This window comes from Gordonia sp. 852002-50395_SCH5434458 (assembly GCF_001665905.1).
GTDB lineage: Bacteria > Actinomycetota > Actinomycetes > Mycobacteriales > Mycobacteriaceae > Gordonia > Gordonia jacobaea.
Genome location: NZ_LZTC01000095.1, coordinates 1 through 21,523, shown reverse-complemented (window position 1 = coordinate 21,523; position 21,523 = coordinate 1). Strand labels below are relative to the sequence as shown.

Here is a 21,523-nt window from a genome sequence, read left to right as displayed (position 1 = left end):
GCCGGGGCCGCAGAATTCGCCATAGCCAATTCTCTCAAACCACGAACCATAAACTAATTAACGACACGCGACACTAGCTGGTCGAGCGGGGCTCCCTCCGCTGGTCGAGCGGGCGCGAGCGCAGCGAGCACCCGAGTCGAGACCACCCAAGCCGGGACCACCCCCGCCCGGCGCTCTCTCACCCCGCCAGTGCGCGCACCGAAGCCGGGACCGCGGCGGGATCGCCGGTGTAAGTGATCGGGTCGTCGAACACCGTGCGCACGGGCACCACTCCGGTCCATGCGTCGGTGTCGGCGCCTGGTCCGCCAGTCCGCGCCTTGGCAATCCACTCGCCGTCGACGATCGGCAGTCGCAACGCGGTGGTCGCGGCGAGTTCCTTGCGTGTTGTCGTTGGGGTTTCGGCCACGCGGCCGGGAATCAGCTTGTCGCTCAGCGCATCCAATACTTCGGCTGGAAGTTCAGCGTTTCGTGCCACACCACGCACAACCGCCGACCGATAGTTGGCGGAATGGTCGAACAGCGTCTCGGCCACGACGATTCCGTCGAGCAGAAACACACTGAACGCGACCGGAGCACCAGACGCCACCTGTCGCAGTGCACCTGCGCCGGTGGAGCCGTGCAGGATGATGTCGTCGCGGACACGTGCGAACAACATCGGCACCGACCACGGCCAACCGTCGACGACTGTCGAGAGCGTCCCGACCTGAGCAGTGTCGAGAATGTCGTCGAGCAATGCGCGATCGCCTTGACGCTCGGGTTTGCGGGTCAACGTCGTCAACGCATCGGGCTGGGTGTCAGGGGCTGTAGACATACCGACCATCGTTCGCGACGACCGCCGTCGGCGCCACTCGTTTACGGGTACCCGCCGTCGCTATCAAGTTCGACGCTTCTTCCGCAATTACGTGGTCCGGTCGGTGTAGTCCGAACATGTGAGTTCTTGGTTCGAACGGGTGAATTTACGATCAAACAGTTGCCCTGCGATTCAGACATTTCGATACTGATGCCTGTCTGACATCGGTCGCGGGAACCGGTGATGCGCGCTTCCACGTCTGCACACCAGGAGAGTATCCATTGTCTTACCCCCCTTCCGGAACCTTCGGCGCTCCGGCGATGCCACCCACCGGGCCGTTCCAACCGATGCGGGACCAACAAAAGCGCCGCAATCGCACCATCGCTCTGGTCGCGATCGTCGTGGTCTTCGCGTTGGTTCTGGCGACTGTTCTCGTTCTTGTGTTGCGAGGCAAGGACGGTGGCCTTCGCATACCCGGCCTCAGCCTCCTGACGTCCGGTGAGGCGGGACCAGATCCGTTCGGGCCCAACGTCGCACTGACCAACAAGGAGCTGCCGAGCAATATCAAGCTCGCGCGGGGCTCGGGTGCCCCGGACAATGGCGCTCGCGTGGTCTCCGGCACCCAGCCCGGCCTGTACGCGGGTGGCGATTCGACCTGCGACACAGCAGCTCTCGGAAACTATCTGTCCAACAACCCGAGCCAGGCCCGCGCATGGGCCAGCGTGTTCGGCATCGACACCGCCTCGATCCCCTACTACCTCAACACGCTCACCCCGGTCGTCTTGACCGCCGACACGTGGGTGACCAACCACTCGTACCAGGGTGGCAGCGCCTACGCGTTCCAGTCGGTATTGCAGTCCGGCACAGCGGTTCTCGTCGACGGAGCGGGTGTCCCACGTGTGCGATGCGCGTGCGGCAATCCGCTTGCACCGCCAGCGTCGACGCCCCTCGGCGGCTACCGCCTGAGTGGACACCCCTGGCACGACTACCACTCGCATGAGGTGACTCGGATCGCCTACAACAACCAGAACGTCACCGTCGTCAACAACACGACGACCGTGATCAATCAGGCGCCGCAGAACACCGCAACCCCAGCGGCGGCAGTGCTTACGCTGCTCAACCTGACCAATGGACAGCAATTCGAACGTCCGGTCGGCGGAATCATCGACGTGAGTGGTCTTCCGCCGCTTGCGACCGCCTTGCCGACTCCTGCCGCGTTGAACACTCCGTTCGTCGCGAAGTCCGACGAGGCGGCAGCCGAAAACGGGCTGGCGCGGGCCGGCAGCACCGAAGCCGCCGCGGAGGTTGCCCAGCGTGCAGAGTCGAATGGCGGTGTGCCGGAAGGTGCACCCGACTCTTCGGCCGCATCGGAGCAACAGCAGAACGTTGCAGCGTCGGAGACTCCTGGCGCATCCGCGGCGGAGTCGACATCGTCTGAATCGTCGAGTGCCAGCTCATCGAGCAACGCCGCACCGAGCCCGACGCAGTTCTCCGGAGCGGGAGATGCCATCGGCAGCTTCACCTTCCGTGTCGATGATCGCAGCGTGAGCTGCCAGGCACCGACATCCGCGTCGTCCGGCACGATTGATCTCACCTGCAGCGACAACGTCGCACGCACGGTGTCCTCATCGTCGCTGGAGAAGTCGTCGGTCACCTCGTCGACCGACTCGACGACGCAGGTCTGGAAGCTCGGCCTGACCGAGAACTCATCGTCATCGGTGTCGGTCGACGTTAAATCGGCGACCTGGCGCACCGTCGAGACGTCGAGCACCACCACGACGACAACGACGATCGAGACGACGACTCCGGAAACAACAACGGAGACAACTACTCCGGAGACGACGACGTCGGAGACCACCACGGAAACCACAACTCCGGAAGAAACGACGACAACAACCACGACGACGGAAGTTCCTACGAGCTGACACTCAGCACGGAGAGATCCCCTTCGGAGGCAAGCCGCTTCCGGAGGGGATTCTTCTTTGCGACGGGGCCGAGGACCGATGTCAGGCGTGGTCGCGGGACGGCCACGACCGATCATCCACAGCCTGACAATTCCGACACACAGACCCCCGGCTGTCATGGTTAACTGTCTTGGCGCTTGCGCGACAGTCTGCTGCGAGGGGGTAAGAACATGACTGACTTCTTCACCATGCCCGGTGGGGTTGTGAACCTGCAGTCCGAGGACGGGATCGCAAACCTCGGCGGCACGGAACGCAGCTCGATGACGTACGTCCAACCACCCGGCAACACCAGAGACGACGGCGGCACGGTCCGGTTCAACACCATCGACTGGGAGCGGCGCGCCAAGGTCGCCGCCGACGGGGTGGCGGGGTTGCGGGAAGCGTTCAACAAGTTGGAGCGCGTTGCAACGAGCAATCAGTTCGGTGACCTCGTGGAAGGGCTCGAGGTCCACGCTCGGCTACGCGCGCTTGTTGACTCGTGGCGGAATAGCCTGCAAGAGCAGATAGATGATCTAGCTTCACTCGCGAATGGCTGCAGAGAGGCAGGTAGTGCTCTCGACGACGCGGACACTTCAACTGCAGAAGGCCTTCGAGCATAAATGCGATCCGTCTTCAGTTCTGTTGCCCCGAAAATCCTTTTGACCCTGGCCCTGCCTCTCATTCTCAGCTCGTGCCTCAGCGTTGAGGGGCAGCCGACTCCCGAAAGCCTCCGCCCAGCCTTGAACGATCAACATGCCAGTGCGACAAACGCTATTCGGCAAACCGACGCGCAAGGGCGCGCCCTTCCCTTTGAAACCGAGTATCCGCGCAGGTGGAGCAACGGAAACGATGGAACTACGTACGAGCCTTGCACGGCGGCAACCACAACGATACTCACCGACAGCCGCCTTGACCCGCAGTCCGCGAGGGACGCTGCAGCTGCGGATCACCAAACCGCACGCGGCTGCGTATGGTCACTAAGTGACCGCGAGTACGCGGATCTCTCTCAATACGTCGGTAACCAACCCGATCTCGATGTCTATAAGCAAATGAACGCACAGTTCATGAATTGGAGGGATGACATTTCGTTGATTGGTCGCCGTGTCGCAGTTGCGACGGCGCGATCAATCCCAGAGTGCACTACTTTCGTGCGCTCTGGCGAGGCAATCGTCGTTACCAACCTCTCTATTTCTATTAATCCTCCACCCCTCAACGAAATCTGCGACAAGGCAATCGCTTTCACACGCGCGACGATCGACCAGATGCCCGAGTAGCCATTCGGGAAGCCGCCACATGACACAGGCGCGAGAGCCCCTCGGACTCCCGCGCCTGCGCAATAGGAAGATTCGTCAGCCGACGGCAGACTCCACGCGCTCGGAGCCCTCGGACGAGCCGACACCAGCCGGCGAGGCCGCCCTCTTGAACCGCAGGTTCTCAAAGTCCGCGACGTCAGCACCCAGGGCCTTGCGGTCCTTGTAGAAACTCATCGACATCTTCCACGGCTCCTCAGCGCCCTGGCGCGGCAGTTGGTCCTCGACGCGCTTGATGTAGCCAGCTCCGAAGTCCAGTGCAGGGCGGGTGTCCATGTTCGGATCCACCACAGGTGCCACCTCGCGGTACCCACGCGCATCCATGTACGCCATGAGCCTGCACCAGTACTCGCCGATCAGACCGATCTTCAAAGTCCACGACGAGTTCGTATACCCAACGGCGAGTGCGAGATTCGGAACACCACTCAGCATCATGCCGCGGTAGATGACATGGTCACGCAGCACCACGGGCTCGTCGTCGAGCGACAGATCCATCCCGCCGAACAGTCGTACGTTCAAACCCGTTGCCGTCACGACGATGTCGGCTTCGAGTTCCGTACCGCTCTCGAGCAGGAGGCCCTTCTCGGTAAACGACTTGATTCGGTCGGTCACCACCGACGCCTTGCCCGAGCGAATCGTCTTGAACAGGTCGGCATCCGGGACCGCACACAACCGCTGATCCCACGGGTTGTAGGGCGGATTGAAGTGCGTGTCTACGTCGTATCCATCGGGCAGCAGGACCTGGTTCACCTTGCGGATCACCTTGCGCGACGTCTTCGGAAAGCGCTGTGCCCCTTCGTACAACACGCGCTGCTGCAGAATGTTCTTCCACCGCGCCACGGCATAGCCGCGCTCGTCGCCGAGGATGCGTCGTGCCACGTTGGCAAAGGGATCGTGCTTGGGCAGCGGGAGGATGTAGGTCGGCGTCCGCTGGAGCATCGTGATGTGCTCGGTCTCGTTCGCCATCGCGGGGAGCAGCGTGACAGCCGTTGCGCCACTTCCGATCACGACGACCTTCTTGCCCTTGTAGTCGAGATCTTCCGGCCAATGCTGCGGATGCACGACCTGCCCGGTGAACCGCTCGCGACCCTCGAAGTGAGGCGTGAACCCTTCGTCGTAGTTGTAGTAGCCCGACCCGCAGTACACCCAACTAGCCTTCAGCTGGATGTGTTCACCGGTGTCGAGGCGGTCGATCTCGGCCGTCCACAACTGCTCACTCGACGACCAGTTCAACGCGGTCACCTTGTGCTGCAACCGCAGGTGCTGGTTGATCTTGTCCTCGTCGACGGCTTCGCGAAGGTACTGCATGATGCGGTCTGCGTCGGCGATCGACTGCTTGTCGACCCACGGCTTGAACTCGAATCCGAACGTGTGCAGGTCGCTGTCAGAACGAATACCCGGATACCGGAACAGGTCCCAGGTGCCACCAATCGACTCACGTCCCTCAAGAAGCGCGTAGCTCTTCTGCGGCATCTCCTTGGTCACGTAGTGAGCGGCCCCGATACCGGAGACACCCGCCCCGACGATCAGAACGTCCAACGTTTCAACAGGTGTGGCTGTTGTGGGCACCTGCGCCTCCTTAGGGTCTGGCTCGGCTTCCCGCACGGTGCAATATGACACTATATGTTGTTACGTTCCAGAGTGCGTCACACTTAGCCCTCGCACCAGGTGCCAAGTGCCCACGATGAAGGTCCTACAAGGTGCATACTGTTCGGATGTCCGATGAGTGGCCCTACGTATCCCCAGAGATCAAGAGCTTGATCCGACGCGGCGCCGAACTCATCCTGGACCCGCCCGAGGAGTGGATCGAAGCCATCCACGACGCTTCACTGGGCGGTATCCGTATGAAGGCCATCGCCGACGACCCTGTGCTCGCCGAGGGAACGCGACGCACCAACCTCGCGAACACCCTGCGCTGGGCGAGGAGCAACGTTATCCATCCCGGCGAACGCGTACCCGCCGAGATCAGCCCCGACATCCTCACCACCGCTCGCGACCTCGTCCGGCGCGGCCTCGATGAATCAGCGCTCGACGCCTTCCGCACCGCACAAAGCGTCGCATGGCGGCTGTGGATGCAGGTCTGCTTCACCCTCACCGACGACCCACAACAACTGCGCGAACTCCTCGACATCACACTCGTTTCCATCTCGACTTACATCGACGACACTGTCGAGGCCACGAGCAACAGGATGCGCAGCGAACGCGGCGAACTCACCCGCGGCACCCACGCGCAGCGTCGAGAAGCGGTTGCCCTGCTACTCGAGGGCGCACCCATCCCCATTGACCGCGCCGAAACCCAACTCGGCTACCGACTCCTCGGCCCGCACACCGCGTTGGTCCTGTGGAGCACACATCCCGAACAGGCCGCAAAACTCGAATCTGCCGCCGACACGCTCGCCGCCTCGGCCGGGTGCGCCAACCGACTCACCGTCGTGGCCAGCGCCGCGTCGCTGTGGATGTGGCTGCCTACCGATGAGACACACATCGCGCGTGTTTCGCCATCCCCGCTGATCGACGTCGCCGTCGGCAGAACGGGTGACGGTGTCGACGGCTTTCGCAACAGCCACTTCCAAGCGCTCGCGACCCAGCGCATCGTCGCGCAGCTAGGCGGCTCGCACGGATTCGTGAGGTACGACGACGTCCGGCTGGTCTCGCTGCTGATGTCGTCCGCCGAGGACACCGCGGCATTCGTCGACGACACTCTCGGCGAGTTCGCACATGCCGAGTCAGCTCTACTCGACACAGTACGAACTTGGATCAAGCTGCAGTGCAACACCTCTCGCACCGCAGAAGCGCTCTATACGCATCGCAACACCGTGATTCGACGCCTCGCCCGCGCCGACGAGCTACTGCCCCGTCCGCTCGACGAGAGCCTGCTCGACGTCGGCGTCGCGCTGGAGGTGCTGCGCTGGCGGGGGTGATCTCGACAAGCTCGATCAGCGGCGGGCAAGCTCGATCACCCACCGCTGGTTGAGTGGACGACGAGCGCAGCGGGCACCCACCGCTGGTTGAGTGGACGACGAGCGCAGCGGGCACCCACCGCTGGTTGAGCAGGCCGCGAGCGGAGCGAGCAGCCGTGTCGAAACCACCCCAGCGAGGAGGTGATCTCGACAAGCTCGATCAGCGGCGGGCGAGCTCGATCAGCGGTAGGCAAGCTCGATCAGCGGTTGACAGCCACCCGCGACGACCGCAGCTCCCGCAGGGCCGAGCGCAGCCCGCGCCTGCGGCCGGTCTGCGGGTCGACGCCGAAGTGAGTCTTGGTCCCCTCAATGATGTTGAACCGCAACTCCGATGCCGTCTCCGGCGCGTCGTCGGCGCTGGCTTTCAGCATCGCGTTGGGCAGCGACAGCTTGGCAATTGTGCGAAACGTCAACCAGTACTGATGCTGCAACGAACCCGTCGTGTACGGCAGGTCGTACTTGTCGCACAGTTCGCGCACGCGGACCGCGATCTCCTCGTACCTGTTGCTCGGCAGATCCGGGAAGAGGTGGTGCTCGATCTGATGACTGAGGTTGCCGCTCATGAAGCGCATCAGCGGGCCTGCGCGAAAGTTGGCTGATCCCAACATCTGTCGCAGGTACCAGCGGGGCTGGTCTTCTTCCTCGTACTCCTCGACAGTGAACTTCTCCGCACCGTCGGGGAAGTGACCGCAGAAGATCACTGCGTACGACCAGTAGTTGCGAATGAAGTTTGCAGTCGCGTTGGCGGTCAGCGTGGTGAACCAGTTCGGTCCGGCGAGCGCCGGGAAGATCAGGTAGTCCTTGGCGGCCTGCTTCCCGACCTTCCGCCCGATCACCCGAAGATCCTTCAGCGCAGCGCGATACGACTTCTGGCCGGTCCGCAACTTCTCCGTCTCGAGGTGGTGCAGCGCCACGCCCCACTCGAAAAACGTTGCGAGAAGGAAGTTGTAGACCGGATTGCCGACGTTCCACCATTCCCACGGCTGATCTCTCGTGACACGGAGGATGCCGTAGCCCACGTCATCGTCCATGCCGACGATGTTTGTGTACTTGTGGTGCACAAAGTTGTGCGAGTGCTTCCACTGCACGCTCGGGCAGGTGGTGTCCCACTCCCATGACGACGAGTGAATCTCGGGATCGTTCATCCAATCCCACTGCCCGTGCATCACATTGTGGCCGAGTTCCATGTTCTCGACGATCTTGGCGACGCCGAGCATCCCGATGCCGAGAATCCACGCGGGTTTGCGGTTGCTGAACATGAGCACCACGCGTCCCCCGGCGGCGAGCGCACGCTGAAATGCGATGGTGCGTCGAATATATTTCGCGTCGGCGACACCTCGCGATTCTTCGATCTCACGTCTGATCGCGTCGAGTTCGGCACCCAGTGCCTCGACGTCGGCTTCTGTGAGATGGGCGTACCGATCAATGTCGGTGATGGCCATGGAGTCTCCCTACAGGTCTAGCGTGCATTCACCCGACACGGTCGAGATACATGTCTGGATTCGGTCACCTTCACGTCGTTCGTCGCCACTGCGCAGATCTCGGACGTAGCCGGCCGCGAGCGGAACAACGCAGGTCTGGCAGATACCCATTCTGCATCCGAAGGGCATCTGAATTCCCAACTCCTCGCCTGCTTCAAGGAGTGTGGTGGCACCGTCGACGTCGGCCGACTTACCCGATTTCGCGAACGTCACCGTGCCGCCCTCACCACCGACGTCGGTGCGTGCGATGGCGAATCGTTCGATGTGCAACTGATCCGATAGCTCGTTCTCGCGGAACACGTCCTCGATGTCGTCGAGGAACTCGATGGGTCCACACGCCCAGCACGAGCGCTCGCGCCAATCCGGAACCGCGGCGTCGAGCTGGGTGACGTCGAATCTGCCGTCCTCCGAACTGAGGCGTAGATCGAGTGTGTAGCTGGGTGTTTCGTCGTCGAGTTGTTCCAGCTCGTCAAGGAAGATCACCGAGTCGCGGCTCGGCGCGGCGTGGACGTGAATGATGTCGGGCGTCTGTTCGCGGTGTTTCATCGAGCGAAGCATCGCGATCACGGGCGTGATGCCACTGCCCGCAGTCAGGAACAGGACTGCGTCGGGAACCGGCTCCGGCAGGTGGAAATCACCCTTGGGCGCGGCGAGGCGAATGATTGTGCCGGGCGCGACACCGTCGACGAGGTGCGTCGACAGAAAGCCGTCGGGGTTGGCTTTGACGGTGATGGAGATCGTCTTGTCGTCGTTGCTGCCGAATGACGTCAGCGAATACGACCGCCAATGCCAGCGCCCGTCGACGTCGAGTCCGATTCCGACGTACTGCCCTGGCTGATAGCTCTCGGGAAAGCCCCATCCCGTGCGGATCACCACCGTCGCGCTGTCGGCGGTCTCCTTGACCACGTCTTCGACGCGTCCACGCAATTCGCGGGCGCTCCACAGCGGATTGATCAGATGTAGATAGTCGTCGGGTAGCAGAGGGGTCGTCGCTCGCGCGATCAGGCCTCGCAGGATGTTCACCTCTGGGCGCGTCGCGTCGACGTCGGCCGCAGGCCGCTTACTCCACTTGAGAAGATTCACCAGCCTCCCTCCGGTAGCTCGTAGTGAACGAGTGTACACACAGCTGGTGATGGGCGTCACAGATGCTTTGCAGGCCGCCGCCCACGGGTGTCCAGTGATCGATAACCCGCAGAATCAGACCCGCGCAGTCGTCCGGGAACGTGACCCATGTGGTTGCGCCGTGGCGGATTCATCGGTGATCCGCCACGGCAACTACCCCGTCTTCGGCCGCAGCGTGAACAGTTCCCAGACCTCTTTTTGGTCCTGCGCCCACGGGTCATAGACGAAAGGTGCGTGCCTCATCGCCATGCCCGCCTGCCGCGGAGTGCGATTGGCTTTGAAACCGTTGCAGGATTTGCACGCCGCCACCTGGTTACCGAAGGTGCTCTTGCCGCCCTTGGACACCGGCACAATGTGGTCGACGGTGTCGGCAGGGCCGTCGCAATAGGCGCAAATCCACTGGTCACGGCGCAAAATGGTCGCTGTAGACGCATAGGAGTCCATCGACTTGCCCGCATAAGGTCGGTAGGCGTTGCGTTTGATGGCCACCACTTTGTGAATGGGTAGGGTCACCGTGGGTGAATGTACGACGCGCACAACCGGCGTGCCCTCGACGTTGCGCGCGACTTCGGTGGTCAGCAACACGGCCGCACGACGCCAGGTCACACGCGCCAGGATCTGCAACCCGGCGTTGGTGACGAAGATTGTCATGGCAGTCCTCCGATGCCGTATGCGCTCGGACGTGGCGCGATCCACGCTAATGGCAATACGTCGATCTCGCGAGGCCATTTGTTCTGTGGCGGCGAAATACTGTCCGACGTTCACTTCGACGACATATTCGGGCAGACCTCCACAGTGGCGGCACACGCTTACTTCGCGGTGTGCAGTGTGGCCACCCGGCGGGCCGATCTGCACAAGATTTCGACGGCATCGCCTTCCATTTTCCGAAGGCGACACCACGGCATCCGACGCGTGCCACGCTGCACGTCAGTAGTTCTCACAATCAGGGGGTCAGCGCAGTGTCCGAGCATCCAGCTCACCGGTTTCTCACGCGTATCCCGCAGCGAATTCTGCTGACCTGTGCAGCACTGATCGCACTTGTGGCACCGGTGGCGCTGACCACTGTGCCCACCGCCACCGCCGCGCCGAGCCAAGCGCGGTGCGCCCTTCCGCAGGGTTCCGCGGCACCCGACTCCGCCACGCCGTCGAGCGTCGGAATCGACAAGGCAAAGCTCGACGACGCCATCGCATTCGCGGCGTCGAGAATGCGTACGCATATCGAGGTCTATCGCAACAACTGTCTGATCGGAAACGGACCGCTGAACGCCGTGACCGGAAACATTCCGTGGAATCTGTTCAGTTCGACCAAGAGTGTCATCTCGATGCTCGCCGGTGTCGCCTATACGCAGGGGCGACTAGATCTCGGAGCGTCGATCGAGAAATATCTCCCCGCAGGGACAGTCGATCGTTCACATGCAGCGATCACCGTGCGCGACCTGCTGACCCAATCGTCTGGCCTGCGCCAGTCGATCGTCAGCGAAGCACTGACTGCGGGACTCGACGTCGATCCGGATATCGCGAAAGAAGCTCTCGCGCTGCCTGTTCAGCACAAGCCGGGAACGTTCTTCGAATACACGCAGCACGGACCCGACCTCCTTGCGTACGTCGTGCAGCGCGCCGTCGGAGAAGATCTGCAGGAGTTCGCGCAGCGAACACTGTTCGGGCCCTTGGGAATCAAGCAACACGACTACTACTGGGCGCGCGATCGGTCCGGCCACACCTACGGATACGCCTTCTTGTTTATGCCTCCGACGGACTATTCACGCCTCGGGTTGCTGATGCTCAACGACGGGGTCTGGGGCGGCCGACGAATCATCAGTTCCGACTACATCCGCCAGGCTCACACGCCCTCTGCGTCGAATCGGTGCTACGGATATCTGTTCTGGGTCAACGACTCTCCCTGTACCGGGCCATCGTTCCCGTCCCGACAGACGATTCAGCAGGCGCCTCTGGCCGGGTTGCCGTCCGACGCCTACGCGATGGTCGGCTTCTTGCAGCAGAACAACTTCATCGTCCCGAGTCTCGGATTGTTGGTGAGCTGGAACGGGATTCTTGGCGACGTCTCGCCGGACCCGGGAACGCTGCTCAGCGCGAGTCTCAACAGTGAGCTGTACCGCGAGTTCTTCCGTAAGCTCGTCGCTGCCTTCCGGACGCCGAGGATTCCCGACCCCGGACCGTACCGTCCGACGATGAACCTCGACTTCGATCCGGTCCAATTCGCCGACCCGAACATCGCGTTGGGCGCGTTGGGCTTCGGTCCGTACGCGCCGTCGAATTGCACGGTTCTGCAATGCGGTTCGACGCCCTTGCGCGCGCCCCTGCAGGGCAACCCTGGCTGCTTCGCGATCACCTGCCTCCCGGGCACACCTGCGTCACCCGGCAAGCGGTAGGCCTTCGGCGGCACCCCGCCGTCTGACACTCTGGACGCATGCGCGACCCGCTTTATGCCGGCGGCCTGACCCGTCGAGGCCTCATGCTCGACGTCGCCGTGGCCCTGCTCTTCGGTGCAATCGCGATCTGGCTGCACTTCGACCAGTCGACACCCGCGGGCATTGCCGCTGTGCTCGTGACCGTCGCGCTCGCTGTTCGACGACTCGCTCCGACGCTGATGATCGTGCTCGCGCTGGCATCCGCGGCGATTCAGGTGGCGGCCGACCAGATCGCCGTGCTCGCCTCACTCGCCTACTTCCCGATCTTCGCAACGCTCGGCGGGCATCCGGACCGGCGAGTTCGACGTGGTTCACTCGCGGTGGCCGTGATCGGATCGCTCGTCGCCGGGTGGGAGTTCCCGCACGCCTACACGGTCGAGCCGTCCCTGCTCAACCGCGCGTTCACGACGTTCGTCGGATTCTGCCTGGCGGCGGTCGTGGTGATCGGCGGATGGACGTTCGGGTTCATCCGGTATCAGCGTCGTACGGTCGCGCAGGCAAAGGTTGCCGAGACCATCGCACAGCTCGAACGCAGACGCCTGCTCGATCTCTACGACGAACAGCGGGAACGCACCCGACTCGCGCGTGACATGCACGACGTCGTCGCGCACTCGTTGACCATCGTCGTCGCACAGGCTGAGGGTGCCCGCTACAGCATCGACACCGCACCCGACGTTGCACGGAACGCGTTGACCGTCATCGCCGACACCGCACGCGAATCACTCGGCGAGGTGCGCGGACTGCTCGCCCAACTCAACAACGACGACGCCGTCGCCGCCTCCCGCGCCGACCGCGAAACCCTGTACGAGCGAATGCGTACCGCAGGCATGACGATCGAGACGCGCGAGATCGGCGACGAGGAGACCAGCGAGCCGGCCGTCGGACGGATGGCGCAGCGCGTCTTGACCGAAGCGCTCACCAACGCGCTCAAGTACGGCGACCTGGCCACCCCCGTCACCGTCGAGATCGACTGGACCGGGGGCTGCCACCTCACCGTGCGCAACGGGTTGACCGACACCCCGCTCTCCCCCGGTGGCGCAGGCCGCGGCATCATCGGCATGGCTGAACGCGCGGCGCTCGTCGGGGGAACGGCCCGCAGCACCTCAACTGAGGACACCTGGTTGGTCGAACTGCGCGTGCCCGCCACCTCCGACGTCGACTCGAAAGGAGTGTCGCGGTGATCCGAATCGCCCTCATCGACGACCAGCCCATGTTCCGCCAGGGCATCGCGATGATCGTCGACAGTCAGCCCGACATGGAGGTGGTCGGACACGATTCGTCGGCCCTCTCGCTCTTGGATTTCGTGCGCACTACGCGACCCGACGTCGTCCTGATGGATGTGCGCATGCCGGGCATCGACGGCATCACCGCGACCGCCGACCTCGTCAGCGCACTCGGCGACGACGCTCCGCGCGTGCTGGTACTCACCACGTTCGACGCCGACGAGGCCGCGGCATCGGCCATCACCGCAGGGGCCAGTGGATTTCTCCTCAAGGACGCGCAGCCGGACTTCCTGCTCGCCTCGATCAGAGCCGTCGCCAATGGCAGTCAGGTGGTAGCGGCGTCGGCGACACGACGGTTGTTCGAGCAAACCCGCACGCGGGCAGGCGATCCCGGACCCGAGTACGACCGTCTGACCCCACGCGAACGCGAGATACTCGTGCGCGCCGCACAGGGACTCTCCAACGCTGAGATCGCCGACGCCGAGGTACTCTCGGAAGCCACTGTGAAAACCCATGTTTCGCGTATTCTTGCCAAGCTGGGACTGCGCGACAGGGTGCAGCTCGTCGTGTACGCATACGACCACGGGTTGGTCTGACCGCCAGCACGTACATCTCGAGATGTACGCGAGGTCATCCGAGGGGCCGATCGGATTTCATCGTCACGGCCGACGATCTTGGCCACCGAATTCCCTAGCGTTATCTGCATGACGAATGAACCAGCATCTGTGGTGCTACGCAACGTATTCCGAAGCTACGGTGACCCGAGTCAACCGATCCATGCGCTACGCGACGTGTCGCTCGATCTGCGACGTCGAGAGTTCACGGCAATCATGGGCCCGTCAGGATCGGGCAAATCGACGCTCATGAACGTCGTCGCTGGACTCGACGACATCACGTCGGGCGAGATCTGGGTCGACGGCAATCCCATCGGGTCGCTCGACGACGAAGCCCGAACAATTTTGCGCCGCAAACACATCGGCTTCGTCTTTCAATCGTTCAACCTGATCCCGACGCTCACCGCCCAGGAGAACATCAACCTCCCATTCGTACTCGCCGGGACACGACTCGACGCGCAGACGCGCTACTGGATCGCACACCTGGTGCGGTCGCTCGGCCTGGACGAACGCCTCGATCATCTACCCTCCGAGCTCTCCGGCGGTCAACAACAACGCGTCGCCATTGTGCGTGCGCTCGCGATGCGTCCGACGATCATCCTCGCCGACGAGCCGACAGGCGCACTCGATACACGTACCAGTCGAGAAGTGTTGGCGCTGTTGACCACCGCAGTGCGCGAGTACGGGCAGGGCATCGCGATGGTGACACACGATCCCGTCGCGGCGTCGTACGCCGACCGTGTGATCATGCTTGCCGATGGCCAGATCACCGGCGAGTACCGCGGCCTCGGTGCACGTGAGATCTCCGATCTTCTCATCGGCTTGCAGGGGGTCTCGGCATGAAGGCCACATCAGCGCGGCTGACCGTCGGATCGTTGCGTGAGTTGTCGACGGTCGGCATCGTCGCAGGTCTCGCCAGTGCCTACGGCACAACGCTTGTCGACGCTGCGAGCATGCTGTCGGTGCTGTCGGAGAAGAAGGGAGGTTCTGCTGGTGCGGCGCTTGCAGTGGTGGCTGCGGTCTTCATCGGCATCGCCCTGTTCGTCTCCGGGATCGTGATCAGTTCCGGTGTCGACACTGTCATCGCCGGTCGCCGAGCACAATTGAGGTTACTGCGGCTGATCGGCGCGAGTGCACGCCAGTTGCGCGCGGGACTCACCAGGGCCGTCGTCACGGTCGCGGCCATCGGAGCCGTGATCGGCATCGTGTGCGCGACAGTGGTCATGACCATCGTTCGAGAAGTGCTCTTGCACAACGGAAAGCTACCCGACGGCGACTATCCGCTCCTACCTTTGGGCGTGTTCGCGGCAGGCATCGCGGTGGTCCTGATCGCGGCTATCGCTGCGCAGGTGGGCACACGGTCGACACTCACTCGTGCCGCCGTGACGCACGGCGCGAGGTCTAAGGTCGGTACGTTCCGGACTGTCGTCGCCTGTAGCGCAATCGTGTTCGGTGCGTTGTTGCTCGCACTCGCCTGCTACCTCGGAGAGTTCGGCAATCTCACCGGCTTCGCGGTTGCCTTCCTCGGTGCCGCGTCGGTCTCGACGGGCGTGTTGATCGGCGCGCAACGCATCGTGCCGCAACTCGTCCGGTGGATGGGTGCCGCATTCGGTGCCAGCGCACCGTCGATCGTGGCACGCAAGAACGCCGTGTCTGATCCGCGACGGACGACCCGCTCCACGATCGGCCTCCTCGTCGGCGTGACGCTGGTGACCACCATCGCGTCGGGAATGAGCTCACTGACGAAGTCGATCCACAGTTGGGACATGCCAGCCGCCGAGATGGCCGAGACCGAACGCTCGCTGTCGGTCATCACCGCGATTCTGCTTGCCATGATTGCGATCTCGGCGATCATCGCCGCCGTCGGGTTCGTGTCGACGATGTCGCTGACCGTGATCGGCCGCACGCGCGAGATCGGGATGCTGCGTGCCATGGGGTTCACGGCGAAGCAGGTGCGCGCGATGGTTGTCCGCGAGTCGTTGGCGCTCAGCGGAACCGCGGTGATCGCCGGCCTGGTGCTCGGCATCATCTTCGGCACCGTCGGCAGCCAGTCGCTCATCGGCAAGGCGACGTCGGGCATCCCTGTCGGACTGCCCTGGGGAGCCCTCGTCGCGATCGTGGCGGGCACCGCCGTCGTCGTGATCGCCGCCTCGCTGCCACCGAGCCGTCGCGCCGTCGCCGTCGCCCCCGTCGACGCGCTCGCGGTGGCGTGAGGGCTGGGGCGGTCTGCCGATCTGCCCGGCCGCCCACGGTCTGCAAGAAACACGTGTTTCTGACATATGCGCGCGAAGTTCTGCTCGCAGGTGTCAGTTACACGTGTTTCTGTCGTCGACCGACTCGTTCCGTCCGCTTCCCATCCCGATGAGATCCGGCCCTAGACGCCCCCTGATCCAGAGCACTCGCAAGTCCCAGAAGGTGTGCGCGCGTAAGTGTTTCGGCGTGATCAGCATCGCGTGTGAGTATCGCGTCGACGACGGCGGCGTGTTCTGCTGCGTCAGATGCGTCGACGGGCATCATGGTGAGCATGTCGGTCATCGCCGCCACCAGTCGGGCTCGCAAACCGTCGAAGAGTGTGATCAGCAGCTCGTTATGCGACGCTGCGACAACGACCTGGTGCAATCGAATGTCTTCTGCGGCAAGGGCTTGCGGTGCTCCCGCGAGCAGCGCATTGCGGTTCGCCAGTGCCGTTCGGATGATGCGCGCGTCGTCGTCGTTGTGCTTGACCGCCGCGAGTGCGGCAGCCCGTGATTCGATGGCGACGCGAACCTGCAGGAGGTCGGTGATCTCAGCGATCTCGGCGAGTTGATCCCACGGTTGTGTGGGCTCGGTCGCGGCGAGAAAAACCCCGACCCCCTGTTTGGTGGTCAGCACTCCACGCGCTGCCAGGCGCCGAATTGCTTCGCGGATCGTCGACCGACCCACTGACAGTTCCTGCGCCAGCGAGACCTCGCCGGGCAGTTGCTCGCCGACAGCCCATCGCCCTCGCCGAACGTCGTCGAGCAGGGCGCGTGCGGCCTGCTCCGACAGCGGAGTTCGAGAGAGCGCTTCCAAAGTCCTAATCCGTTGCGTGTTGGTCGATCGGGGTCGAATTGTTGAAAACAGTTTGCTCCGATGATGATAGGTCAGCGATCTCGACGAACCGCTCACGCCGGGCCACACGCTCACGCCGCATGCGATAGATCTCGCGAACGCCGATGGTCATCGCGAAGACCGCGAACACAATGCTCAGGATCTTGACGTTCAGTGCCAGCGCGATCAACACACCGGCAACGGCGCCGGGCAGCGCGCCAATATTGAGATTGAGGCCCAGTCGCAGGTCGGCAGTCCCCTGTCGGGCGTGTGTGATGGTACCCACGATCGCGTTGGGAAAGAACATCAACAACGACGTCCCTTCCGCAGTAGGGAGATCGGTACCGAACAGCAGCATCAGAGCCGGAACGGCCAAGAGTCCCCCGCCCAGTCCCATACCTGCGGCCCACGCGCCGATCACGAAGCCGAGAACCAGCGACGTCGGGACTACGAACCACCGGCTTGCGATCCACGCCTCAGGAACCACGGCCGACCCCTGCAGCGGGTCGTAGCCGGTGACGTCGAGCAAAAGTTTTGCGCTGGTCAGCAACAGAATCGCCACGAAGAGCCACCGAAGAACCGATGCGGGCAGGCGCAGGATCAACTTGGCACCGAGTACCGCACCCAACGTCGCTCCGACGACCATTCCGGCACCTGCTCTGAAGTCGATCGACCCGCCGACCAGGCCGAACGTCGCTGCTCCCACACCAGTGACAGCGATGTTCGCGGCTCCTGCGGTGCCATGCAGCGTGTGCCGCGAGAGGTTTGTGATCTTCTCCAGAACAGGAACGTAGAACACACCGCTTCCGCCGCCGAGCAATCCACCGATTACTCCTCCCATGGCGCCGACCCCGAGCTGGGTGGGAACTGATGGCTCGACGACCCGCTCACCTGTCGTGGTTGGCCGAACTGCTTTCGGCCTCGCGGTTCTCGACATGCGCAGACTCCTTCGATTGACGCCGCGCCAACCCTACGCATACATGTACTTGTCTGACAAGTAATGGAACACACGCAATACGCGACGCCCTCGTCCGTCTGCCCGACCTACCAGGGCACTGTCTGGCCCCGGTAGTCCAAGAATTGCAGCCCGCCCGCACCCGCCTGCGCTTCCAGGACGTCGGCGACGCCACGTGTGCTCTCGTCGACGGTCAGCGCGGCGTCGGACCCGCCGAGGTCGGTCTTGACCCAGCCGGGTGCCATCAGGAGCAGTGTGCGCGGGTCGTCGGAGGTGCGGGCGGCGAAGCTTCGCATGAGCTGATTCAGCGCCGACTTACTCGCGCGGTAGATCTCCCATCCCGTCACCCGAGTGTTGTTCGTGATGCTGCCCTGGCCCGACGACATCACGCCGATGGTTCCAGTCGCAGGCACGAGATCACGGAACCGTTCGACGAAGCGCATCGGACTGAGCGCGTTGGTCACCATGACGCGGTCGAAGGTCTCCGTCGATACGTCGGCGACCGTCTCCCACCGATCATGCGTGATCCCCGCATTGACGAAGATGAGGTCAAAGACTTTGTCGGACAACCTCTTATGTAGCACATCCACCGACGCGGCGTCGTTGGTGTCGACGGTCTCCACCGTCAGAGCGCCGTCCCACTGCGTGGCAAGTGCTTCCAAGTCGCCGCCAGCGTGTCGGCTGGTGGCCGTGACACGCCACCCGCGTTCAAGCAGGCGCGTGGTCAGGCCGAGGCCCAACCCCCTCGACGCCCCGACGACGAGCGCGTTCTTCGTTGCCATCCCTGCCTCCTTCTGTCAACGCTGCCCTAGCCGAAACGCTCGGTTCTGATTCGTGCGGCGTCGTGTCCAGCGTCGAGCATTGCTCGAGCGCAATGTTCGACGAACCCGTTGGGTCCGCAGACGTAGACGATGGGCTCCCGCTCGGGTGGGAACGTCGCTGCGGCGAGTTCGTCGACGGTCACGCGGCCAGGTCGACGACGCTCCTCGTCCGCAGCCACTCGCGTGTGAAAGATGTTGACAGGCAACCGATTGTGCGCGACCAACTGATTCAGCTCGTCGGCGAAGTAGCGGCGGCTCGGCTCCCGCAGCGAGTACACGAGGTTGAAGGGCGTCAACGGCGCACTCACCTCGCGCAGGCGGATCATCGACATCAGCGGCACGATCCCCGACCCGCCGCCGATGAGTTGGACCGGCCGTGTCTCCGACGGGTTCCACGTAAACCACTGCCCGTTGGGTCCGCTGATCTCGAGCGGTTCTCCCACTTCGACGACGTCGACGAGGTACGGGGACTCCTCGCCGTCGTCGACCTTCTCGACGGTCACCTCGATGGTGCGGCTCTCGCGGACATCGGACAGCGAGTAGGGCCGCGCCGTCGAGTATCCGTCCTCCGCGGTGAGTCGGATGTCGACGTGCGCGCCTGCGTCGGCGCTCATCGGTTCACTGAGCGCGAGTCGCAGCGAACGCGCTGTGGGCGTTTGCATTTGCGAGCCGACCACGGTCGTGATCTGCCAGTCCACTGCCGTCACCCTCTCGGCGTCGCGCGTGGCCGTGGTGGTTTCACGGGCAGTGGATTCTCGGGCAGTGGTGTCGCGGGCAGCGGATTCGCGAGTGGCGGTGTCACGAGTAGCGCTGCTCTCGCCAGGGGTCGCCGTAGATGTGGTAACCGCGCTCTTCCCAGAAGCCCGGCACGTCATCGGGCATAAACCGAAGGCGCCGAACCCATTTCGCACTCTTCCAGAAGTACAGGTGCGGAACGAGCAGCCGCACCGGTCCGCCGTGTTCGGGCGCAAGGGGCTCACCGTCGAAAGTGTCTGCCAGCCAGGCCTTTCCGTCGGTGAGGTCAGCGAGCGGCACGTTGGTGGTGTATCCGCCGTAGCAGTGTGCCATCACGTAGGCGTCCGGTGCCCAGGGCAGCGTCGACAACAAGTCGTCGAATGACACCCCGCGCCACCGAGTGTCGAATTTGGACCAGCGTGTGACGCAATGGATATCGGTGGTGATGTCCTGGTGCGGGAGGTCGCGGAAGTCGGACCAGCCGAGACTGTGCGCACGATGATCCGACGACTGGATCGTCAACCGCCACCGCTCATGGGGCAGCGCCGGCGTCGGCTCGGCGGACAGCACCGGGAAGTCGACGGTCGAGTACTGCCCCGGCGGCAGCCGATCGGCCATCCGATCGCGACGCCCCACGAACCCGCGGTTCACTATCGCCATACGACCAAGTGTAGGCGCGCGCCGGGATGTCGCAGGTCAGCGGCGGAGCGACGCGCTGGGTGCGCGCCGCTGGGTGCGAAGCCGGCGGCTGCGCAGAAACTAGGGGAAGGAGCTCTCCGCCGCGCAGGAAGTCGGGGAAGGGGTCTGCCGCCCCGCAGGAAGTCGGGGAAGGAGTCCGCGGGCGCGCAGAAAGTGGGGGAAGGAGCTCTCCGCGGCGCAGAAAGTAGCGGAAAGAATCCTTCCGTGGGTTCTGTCCCTTTCCCCGCGTTGTTCGTCGGTTGCCAGCCTGGTGGTGAGACATCTGGTGGCGGTGGTGCGGGGAATCGGAGTAGTGATGAATCAACCGCAGACCTGGCGTACGCCGGGAGGTCGGACCTGTTACACCGTGGCTTACAAGGTCGAGGCGTTGCAGGAGTGGGAACGTTGTGTGGAGCGTGGGTCGAAGACCCGGTTTCTGCGTGAGCGTGGCCTGCCTCAGGGAACGATGATCGATTGGGTGCGGGCTCGTGATCGTGGCGAGTTCGAAGCGTCGATGCTCACGGCGGTGAGCAAGGACGGTGGGCGAAGAATGATGAACAGTCGTGATCGCGCGGAACTGGCGCGTTTGCGGGCCGAGAATGAGCGATTGAAGTCCAAGGTCGCTCAAGCTGAGGCCGCGCAGGAAGTGTTGGGAAAAGCATTCGAGCTCTTGGAGGGGATCACCAAGGGCTCGACCGACAGCGACGAGCAGATCCCGCCAGCGTTGATGAGTGTCGAGCAGTATCGGGAATGGTTGAACAGCAAAGGGCTGTCGTGATCGCGACGGTCACCGCGCTGCACACTGTCGGTGTGTCGGTTGCCGCAGCATGCGTGTTGCTCGGGGTGGCCAGATCTAGCTACTACCGGATCACGCGTGGCTATCGCCATTACACGCCTGTCACCGCTCCGCGGCCGCAGTCGGCGCGTATCCAGCCCGCGGCGTTGTCTGACGACGAACACGCCCACCTGATCGATGTGTTGTGCAGCCCCGATTACGCCGACCTGTCGGTGTTCCAAACCTATTGGCGCGCTTTCGATGCCGGGTTGCTGTCGTCGAGTCAACGCACGTTCTATCGGGTCGCGAAGAAGGCACAGTTGGTGGGTGACCGCCGCCACCGCAAACGTGTGTCCGGGTGCAGTCGCAGCACCCCGCGGGTCGTGGCCACCGCGCCCGGGCAATTGTGGTCGTGGGATGCCACCGAGCTACGCGGCCCGGGCCGGCAACGATTCAAACTGCTGCTGGCTATCGATGTGTTCTCCCGATTCCCGGTGGCCTCGAAGGTGGTGCCCGCGGAAAATGCGTGTGCCGCGGTCGCGAGCTTGTCAAGATGTTTGTGTAAGAACGTGACTCCTGATTTTTGTGTGCTTGCTGTTGCGGTCTAGGTGAGGTGGG

The 21,523-nt window shown here is 63.4% G+C and carries 21 protein-coding genes; 11 read left to right on the top strand and 10 right to left on the bottom strand.

Annotated features, from left to right (window positions below):
• Positions 1 to 178 precede the first annotated feature (178 nt).
• Entirely contained in the window at positions 179 to 811 is a 633-nt protein-coding gene (locus A5785_RS19920) for a pyridoxamine 5'-phosphate oxidase family protein (protein WP_442902867.1), read from the bottom strand.
• Between the two features lie 260 nt (positions 812 to 1,071).
• Here A5785_RS19920 and A5785_RS19915 point away from each other — a divergent pair, with 260 nt between their 5' ends.
• The 3 genes from A5785_RS19915 to A5785_RS24070 all read left to right on the top strand — a co-directional run bounded on the left by A5785_RS19915 (position 1,072) and on the right by A5785_RS24070 (position 4,007).
• On the top strand, positions 1,072 to 2,715 hold the full coding sequence (locus A5785_RS19915) for a DUF6777 domain-containing protein (RefSeq protein ID WP_064868638.1): 1,644 nt from the start codon (positions 1,072 to 1,074) through the stop codon (positions 2,713 to 2,715).
• A gap of 209 nt (positions 2,716 to 2,924) precedes the next feature.
• Positions 2,925 to 3,353, top strand: coding sequence for a hypothetical protein (locus A5785_RS19910; RefSeq protein ID WP_064868636.1), 429 nt, complete (start codon positions 2,925 to 2,927; stop codon positions 3,351 to 3,353).
• Complete coding sequence (locus tag A5785_RS24070) at positions 3,354 to 4,007, top strand: DUF3558 family protein (RefSeq protein WP_064868633.1); 654 nt, start codon at positions 3,354 to 3,356, stop codon at positions 4,005 to 4,007.
• 75 nt (positions 4,008 to 4,082) lie between these two features.
• On the opposite strand, the gene A5785_RS19900 is transcribed toward A5785_RS24070, so the two are convergent.
• The gene (locus A5785_RS19900) at positions 4,083 to 5,612 is read right to left on the bottom strand and encodes a flavin-containing monooxygenase (protein ID WP_064868630.1); all 1,530 of its coding nucleotides are present in this window, start codon (positions 5,610 to 5,612) and stop codon (positions 4,083 to 4,085) included.
• A 146-nt stretch (positions 5,613 to 5,758) separates the two neighbouring features.
• On the opposite strand from A5785_RS19900, the gene A5785_RS19895 reads away from it, so the two are divergent.
• Positions 5,759 to 6,964, top strand: coding sequence for a PucR family transcriptional regulator (locus A5785_RS19895; protein ID WP_197494529.1), 1,206 nt, complete (start codon positions 5,759 to 5,761; stop codon positions 6,962 to 6,964).
• 239 nt (positions 6,965 to 7,203) lie between these two features.
• On the opposite strand, the gene A5785_RS19890 is transcribed toward A5785_RS19895, so the two are convergent.
• The 3 genes from A5785_RS19890 to A5785_RS19880 all read right to left on the bottom strand — a co-directional run bounded on the left by A5785_RS19890 (position 7,204) and on the right by A5785_RS19880 (position 10,257).
• The gene (locus A5785_RS19890) at positions 7,204 to 8,445 is read right to left on the bottom strand and encodes a fatty acid desaturase family protein (protein WP_064868625.1); all 1,242 of its coding nucleotides are present in this window, start codon (positions 8,443 to 8,445) and stop codon (positions 7,204 to 7,206) included.
• 9 nt (positions 8,446 to 8,454) lie between these two features.
• Complete coding sequence (locus tag A5785_RS19885; protein ID WP_064868622.1) at positions 8,455 to 9,567, bottom strand: ferredoxin reductase; 1,113 nt, start codon at positions 9,565 to 9,567, stop codon at positions 8,455 to 8,457.
• A 192-nt stretch (positions 9,568 to 9,759) separates the two neighbouring features.
• A complete protein-coding gene (locus A5785_RS19880) occupies positions 9,760 to 10,257 on the bottom strand; it encodes an HNH endonuclease (protein ID WP_005206366.1) in 498 nt (165 codons plus the stop codon).
• 308 nt (positions 10,258 to 10,565) lie between these two features.
• Here A5785_RS19880 and A5785_RS19875 point away from each other — a divergent pair, with 308 nt between their 5' ends.
• From A5785_RS19875 to A5785_RS19855, 5 genes are all read left to right on the top strand, one after another.
• Complete coding sequence (locus tag A5785_RS19875; protein ID WP_064868619.1) at positions 10,566 to 11,996, top strand: serine hydrolase domain-containing protein; 1,431 nt, start codon at positions 10,566 to 10,568, stop codon at positions 11,994 to 11,996.
• A 38-nt stretch (positions 11,997 to 12,034) separates the two neighbouring features.
• The gene (locus tag A5785_RS19870) at positions 12,035 to 13,216 is read left to right on the top strand and encodes a sensor histidine kinase (protein WP_064868616.1); all 1,182 of its coding nucleotides are present in this window, start codon (positions 12,035 to 12,037) and stop codon (positions 13,214 to 13,216) included.
• Positions 13,213 to 13,854 carry a response regulator transcription factor gene (locus A5785_RS19865; protein WP_005206361.1) on the top strand — a complete coding sequence of 214 codons (642 nt, stop codon included), beginning with the start codon at positions 13,213 to 13,215 and terminating at the stop codon, positions 13,852 to 13,854. Before A5785_RS19870 ends, A5785_RS19865 begins: the two co-directional genes overlap by 4 nt.
• A gap of 108 nt (positions 13,855 to 13,962) precedes the next feature.
• Positions 13,963 to 14,715, top strand: coding sequence for an ABC transporter ATP-binding protein (locus A5785_RS19860; RefSeq protein ID WP_064868613.1), 753 nt, complete (start codon positions 13,963 to 13,965; stop codon positions 14,713 to 14,715).
• On the top strand, positions 14,712 to 16,085 hold the full coding sequence (locus A5785_RS19855; protein ID WP_064868610.1) for an ABC transporter permease: 1,374 nt from the start codon (positions 14,712 to 14,714) through the stop codon (positions 16,083 to 16,085). Before A5785_RS19860 ends, A5785_RS19855 begins: the two co-directional genes overlap by 4 nt.
• Positions 16,086 to 16,182: 97 nt before the next feature.
• Here the strand turns inward: A5785_RS19855 and A5785_RS19850 are convergent, their stop codons facing one another.
• The 5 genes from A5785_RS19850 to A5785_RS19830 all read right to left on the bottom strand — a co-directional run bounded on the left by A5785_RS19850 (position 16,183) and on the right by A5785_RS19830 (position 20,112).
• Positions 16,183 to 16,923, bottom strand: coding sequence for a FadR/GntR family transcriptional regulator (locus A5785_RS19850; protein WP_064868607.1), 741 nt, complete (start codon positions 16,921 to 16,923; stop codon positions 16,183 to 16,185).
• A 4-nt stretch (positions 16,924 to 16,927) separates the two neighbouring features.
• On the bottom strand, positions 16,928 to 17,878 hold the full coding sequence (locus tag A5785_RS19845) for a sulfite exporter TauE/SafE family protein (protein WP_156525496.1): 951 nt from the start codon (positions 17,876 to 17,878) through the stop codon (positions 16,928 to 16,930).
• 107 nt (positions 17,879 to 17,985) lie between these two features.
• Complete coding sequence (locus tag A5785_RS19840; protein ID WP_064868601.1) at positions 17,986 to 18,678, bottom strand: SDR family NAD(P)-dependent oxidoreductase; 693 nt, start codon at positions 18,676 to 18,678, stop codon at positions 17,986 to 17,988.
• A 26-nt stretch (positions 18,679 to 18,704) separates the two neighbouring features.
• Positions 18,705 to 19,379, bottom strand: coding sequence for an FAD-binding oxidoreductase (locus A5785_RS19835; protein ID WP_064868648.1), 675 nt, complete (start codon positions 19,377 to 19,379; stop codon positions 18,705 to 18,707).
• 136 nt (positions 19,380 to 19,515) lie between these two features.
• Entirely contained in the window at positions 19,516 to 20,112 is a 597-nt protein-coding gene (locus A5785_RS19830) for a sulfite oxidase-like oxidoreductase (protein ID WP_064868598.1), read from the bottom strand.
• 334 nt (positions 20,113 to 20,446) lie between these two features.
• Here A5785_RS19830 and A5785_RS23840 point away from each other — a divergent pair, with 334 nt between their 5' ends.
• Both A5785_RS23840 and A5785_RS19820 read left to right on the top strand, forming a co-directional pair.
• Positions 20,447 to 20,908, top strand: coding sequence for a hypothetical protein (locus A5785_RS23840; RefSeq protein WP_064868644.1), 462 nt, complete (start codon positions 20,447 to 20,449; stop codon positions 20,906 to 20,908).
• Positions 20,881 to 21,513, top strand: a complete 633-nt coding sequence (locus tag A5785_RS19820; RefSeq protein WP_156525497.1) for a hypothetical protein — start codon at positions 20,881 to 20,883, stop codon at positions 21,511 to 21,513. The genes A5785_RS23840 and A5785_RS19820 overlap by 28 nt, the downstream gene beginning before the upstream one ends.
• Positions 21,514 to 21,523: the final 10 nt, after the last annotated feature.